This is a genomic window from Nocardioides stalactiti (assembly GCF_014180715.1).
GTDB lineage: Bacteria > Actinomycetota > Actinomycetes > Propionibacteriales > Nocardioidaceae > Nocardioides > Nocardioides stalactiti.
Window position 1 is genome coordinate 1 of sequence record NZ_JACEFC010000190.1, and the last position, 4880, is coordinate 4880.

Annotated in this window: 4 protein-coding genes and 1 pseudogene; 4 read left to right on the forward strand and 1 reads right to left on the reverse strand. The window is 72.7% G+C overall.

The features are described 5' to 3' along the window. On the reverse strand, nucleotides 1–332 hold a 332-nt coding region (locus H0487_RS24400; protein WP_376766699.1), incomplete at its 3' end, for a galactokinase family protein. A 137-nt stretch (nucleotides 333–469) separates the two neighbouring features. On the opposite strand from H0487_RS24400, the pseudogene H0487_RS24515 reads away from it, so the two are divergent. The 4 genes and pseudogenes from H0487_RS24515 to H0487_RS21795 all read left to right on the forward strand — a co-directional run. Continuing rightward, nucleotides 470–1880 (forward strand): annotated as a pseudogene (locus tag H0487_RS24515) (GuaB1 family IMP dehydrogenase-related protein). A gap of 4 nt (nucleotides 1881–1884) precedes the next feature. After that, on the forward strand, nucleotides 1885–2442 hold the full coding sequence (locus H0487_RS21785) for a nucleosidase (RefSeq protein WP_183096312.1): 558 nt from the start codon (nucleotides 1885–1887) through the stop codon (nucleotides 2440–2442). Nucleotides 2443–2530: 88 nt separating this feature from the next. Next, nucleotides 2531–3847, forward strand: coding sequence for a choice-of-anchor P domain-containing protein (locus H0487_RS21790; RefSeq protein WP_183096313.1), 1317 nt, complete (start codon nucleotides 2531–2533; stop codon nucleotides 3845–3847). Between the two features lie 86 nt (nucleotides 3848–3933). Continuing rightward, on the forward strand, nucleotides 3934–4880 hold a 947-nt coding region (locus H0487_RS21795; RefSeq protein ID WP_183096314.1), incomplete at its 3' end, for a serine/threonine-protein kinase.

A 4880-nucleotide genomic window follows, 5' to 3' on the forward strand; every position in this document is an offset into this window, starting at 1 on the left:
AGACCCGCTCCCATCGGCAGTTCGGTGTCGATGAGCAGGTCGAGGCCCGGCAGGTCCCAGCCGTCGTCCTGGGCCGCCCAGAGCACTCCGGCGACGTAGCGCACCCACGGCGGCATCGCCGTGCGCCGGTCGAGGGTCAGGTCGCCGAGGTGCCCGGTCCACACCTCGTCGACGGCGCTGCTGCGGACCCGGACCCGGTCGTCGCCGCGCGGGCGCGCGACGGTGGTGGTCCTGAGGTCGATGGCGAACGGCAGGCAGAGGCCACCGTTGTAGTCCGTGTGGTCCCCGACGAGGTTCACCCGGCCGGGGGCGCGCGCGATCACCGACGTCACAGTCCATCCTTACCCATCATCGCGCGGTCCAACGGACCGGCCCGCCGCGGATCCTGCGAACGCGCCACTAGATTGACCGGGTGCGCTTCCTCGACGACCGCGTTCCGGGCCACGACCTCACCTACGACGACGTCTTCATGGTGCCCCGGCACTCCACGATCGGCAGCCGGTACGACGTCGACCTGGCCACCGCCGACGGGACCGGCACGACCATCCCGATCGTCGTGGCCAACATGACCGCGATCGCCGGCAAGCGGATGGCAGAGACCGTCGCCCGCCGCGGCGGGCTCGTGGTCATCCCGCAGGACATCCCGGCGCCGGTGGTCGCCGACGTCGTGTCGTTCGTGAAGAGCCGCCACCTCGTCCTCGACACCCCGATCCAGCTGCGGCCCGACCAGACGGTCGCGGAGGCGCTGTCGCTCATCCCGAAGCGGGCGCACCAGGCGGCGGTCGTGGTCGACGACGAGCAGCGCCCCGTCGGGGTCGTGCTCGAGGCCGACTGCGCCGAGGTCGACCGGTTCGCCCAGGCGCACCAGGTGATGCGGCCGGTCGAGGTGCTCCTCGAGACCGACACCGAGCCGCGCGCCGCCTTCGACGCGCTCGACGGGGCCCGCGCTCCCCTCGCGGTCGGCGTGGACACCGAGGGCCGCCTGGTCGGGGTCCTGGACCGCACCGGGGCACTGCGCGCGACGCTCTATCGCCCGGCCGTGGACGCGAGCGGCGGCCTGCGGATCGCGGGCGCGGTCGGCGTCAACGGCGACGTCGCCGCCAAGGCCCGGGCGCTGCTGGAGAGCGGCATCGACTGCCTGGTCGTCGACACCGCGCACGGCCACCAGGACCGGATGCTCGAGNCACGGCCACCAGGACCGGATGCTCGAGGCGCTCCAGGCGGTGCGCTCGCTCGACCCCCAGGTGCCGGTCGCGGCGGGCAACGTCGTCGACGCCGACGGGACCCGCGCGCTCGTCGGTGCCGGCGCCGACATCGTCAAGGTGGGTGTCGGGCCCGGCGCGATGTGCACGACGCGGATGATGACCGGTGTCGGTCGTCCGCAGTTCTCCGCAGTCCTCGACTGCGCGGCGGCGGCGCGGGACCTCGGCGCGCACGTCTGGGCCGACGGGGGAGTCCGGCACCCGCGCGACGTCGCGCTCGCCCTCGCGGCCGGCGCCTCCTCGGTGATGATCGGCTCCTGGTTCGCCGGCACCCACGAGTCGCCCGGTGACCTGCTCCAGGACGCGGACGGCAAGCCGTTCAAGGTGTCGTTCGGGATGGCGTCGGCCCGCGCCGTCGCCGGTCGTACGGCGACCGAGTCGGCGTTCGACCGCGCCCGCAAGGGGCTCTACGAGGAGGGCATCTCCTCCTCCCGGATGTATCTCGACCCGGTCCGGCCCGGGGTCGAGGACCTCATCGACCAGATCTGCTCCGGCGTCCGCTCGGCCTGCACCTACGCCGGCGCCACCAGCCTCGATGAGCTGCACGACCGCGCCCTCGTGGGCGTCCAGTCGGCCGCCGGCTTCCACGAGGGCCGTCCGCTGGCCACGAGCTGGTGACCCGGTGACGCGCTACCTGGTCGTCGCTGCGACCGAGGCCGAGGCGGCCCACGTCCCCCGCACGCTGCCCGTCCTCGTGACGGGGATCGGCAAGACCGCTGCCGCGACCGCGGTCGCCCGCGCTCTCGCGTCGTACGAGGCGGGAGCGGGGCTGGCTGGGCTGGAGGTCGTCAACATCGGTACCGCCGGGGCGTTGCACGACCACCACGAGGGCCTGCACGAGCCCGGGATCGTCCTCAACCACGACATCAACGCCGAGGCCGTCCGGGCGCTCGGCTACGACCCGCAGGAACGGCTGGTGTGCGGCCCCGGCGACCTCGTGCTCGCGACGGGGGACGTGTTCGTGACCGACCCCGTGGTGCGCGCCCGGCTCGCCGCGCGAGCCGACCTGGTCGACATGGAGGGCTACGCGGTGGTTTACGCGGCGGGCCGTCTCGGCGTCCCCGTCCGCCTCGTCAAGCACGTCTCGGACAATGCGGACGAGGGAGCGATGGACTGGCCGTCGCTCGTCGATCGGAGCGCCCGCGCCCTCGGCGAATGGTGTACCACCCACCTGTCGTGACACCACCTGAAGCGAAAACCTTGCGGCCGGTGGTTAAACGTTGTACGGAAAGGCGCTGCACGGCGACATCGGGGGTTACGGTTCACGCATGCGATCCCCCCGCTCCCTGGGACTATCGACCGTCCTCACGCTGCTTCTCGGGCTCACGTTCGTCGCCGGTCCGGTCTCGTCGACGGCTCCGGCCGTCGCCGCGCCCGCCCGTGCGACTGCTGCGGCAGCCTCTACCGACCCCGTCTTCCACGCCGTCAGCGGCGGCACCCGCGTCAACGTCGCGGGCGTCGTCCGCTCCGAGCTGAGCGCGGCCAGCACCCTGCGTGCCGAGACCGCTCCCCGCACCGCGGAGAACAAGACGGCCAACATCGACCTCCTCAACGGCGTGATCCACGTCGACGGCGTCACCTCCCGTCAGACGACCAGGGCCGTGCTCGGTGGCACGCAGGTCGCCTCGGAGGCCAAGATCGCCGGCGTCAGCATCTTCGACGGCCTCATCACCGCCGACGCGATCGAGACCAAGGCCACGGCGACGATCGACGGCGGCGGCGTGCGGCGCAACGGGTTCACCAAGCTCATCGGCGTGAAGATCGGTGACCAGCGGATCCCGATCAATGTCGCCAAGAACACCGCCATCGTGATCCCCGGCGTGCTCCGGGTCGTGGTCAACGAGGTGCGTGGTCAGGTGGGCGGCGACGCGCTCATCAAGTCCCAGGCCACCGGTCTGCGGATCACCCTGCTCAAGCCCCGCGACGGGTTGAGCGCCGGTGCCTCCATCGAGATCACCCCGACGCAGGCACGGATCCTGCTGCCCGTCCCGATCGACGGTGAGCCGGCCTTCGGCTTCGCCTACTCGACCCGGGTCGGCGTCCACGTCGGCGACGCGGTCAACGTGCTGTCCGCACCGACCGGTGTCGTGATGGTTCCCGCCGGCGGCACCAACGGCGTCGACATCACCAACTCCACCGCGCGGGCGTTCGTGCCCGGCATCGCCACGATCCACGGCCTGGCCAACACGGCGAACGCCGTCGTGACCGAGGACGCGACGGACTCCACGCTCACGGCGCGGATCGGCAAGGTGAACCTGCTCGACGGTGCGATCCAGCTCGATGCGATCACCGCGTGGTCCCACGTCGCGCAGAACGGGGCCAACCCACCGACGAAGTCGGCCGGCGCGGAGATCCTCGGCCTCGTCATCGGGGGCGAGCCGATCCCGGTCGGGGTCGAGCCCAACACCGTGATCGAGATCCCCGGGTTGGTCCGGATCGTCATCAACGAGCAGACCGACCTGCCCTTCCCCTACAACGGGGTCGCTGTCCGGGCCCTGCACATCACCGCTCTGCCGGGCGCTCCCGACGAGCTCGACGGCGTCGACATCGAGGTCGGTGTCGCCGCCACCTGGGTCAACCGCTGACCTGACGCGTCGGCGTCCCCCGCCGACGACGAGCGCCGCTGGCCCGCCTCGGGCCAGCGGCGCTCGTGTTCTGACAGGATGAGCCCGTGGAGGCGATCGGACGCTTCGTGGTCCAGGAACGGCTCGGCGTCGGTGCCCACGCCGCCGTCTATCGCGCCGAGGACCCGGTGCTGGAGCAGCTCGTCGCGATCAAGGTGCTCTCCGCGCACGTCGCGTTCGACCCCGACGGGAGGGCGCGCTTCATCAAGGAGGCGCGACTGCTGCGCCGGATGGACTCGGTCCGCACGGCCAAGGTGTACGACGTCGCCCAGCTGCCCGACGGCCGGCCCTACCTGGTGCTCGAGCTCGCCGAGCGCGGGACGCTCGAGCACCGGATCGATGCGATGGCCGAGCGCGGGCAGCCGATCACGCCGGTCGACCTGCGGGGGCTCGTCCTGGCGCTCGGCGCGGCGCTGACCGCGATCCACGAGCGCGGCGTGGTCCACCGCGACGTGAAGCCGTCCAACATCCTCCTCAAGGCGACCCCCGAGGGTCAGGTCACCGATGCCCAGCCCGGGGGAGTCCTCCTGCGTGGCGACGACTTCCTGGTGCTGGCCGACTTCGGGCTGGCCAAGGCGCTCGACTCGACCCGCCTGGTCACGGCAGCGGCCGGCACACCGGCCTACATGGCCCCCGAGCAGGCCGCCCTCGGCGCCCCGATCGACGCCCGGGCCGACATCTTCGCCGCATCGGCCGTCGTCGCCGAGGTCCTGGAGATGACCGCGGGACCGCGGGATCCCCGCATCGTCGCGGAGCTCGCGCGGGGGAGGGCGCACGACCCGGCTGCTCGGCACCCCGACGCCCGCACGTGGGCGCGGGACCTCGCCGGAGCGATCGACGCCAGCCTGGAACCGGCGACGGTGCTGGGGGCGCCGGTGGTCGCTCCCGTCGCTCCTGCGGGTCCTGCGGGTCCTGCAGCGCCGGCCGCCCCCGTGGTGGCCGCGCCACCGGTCGGCGCAGTGCCGCCGGCGCCGTCGTACCTGTCGCCGCCGGT

Excerpts from the sequence above, each read along its gene's own strand:
- H0487_RS21790 (WP_183096313.1), top strand. The coding sequence starts at position 2,531 with ATGCGATCCCCCCGCTCCCTGGGACTATCGACCGTCCTCACGCTGCTT.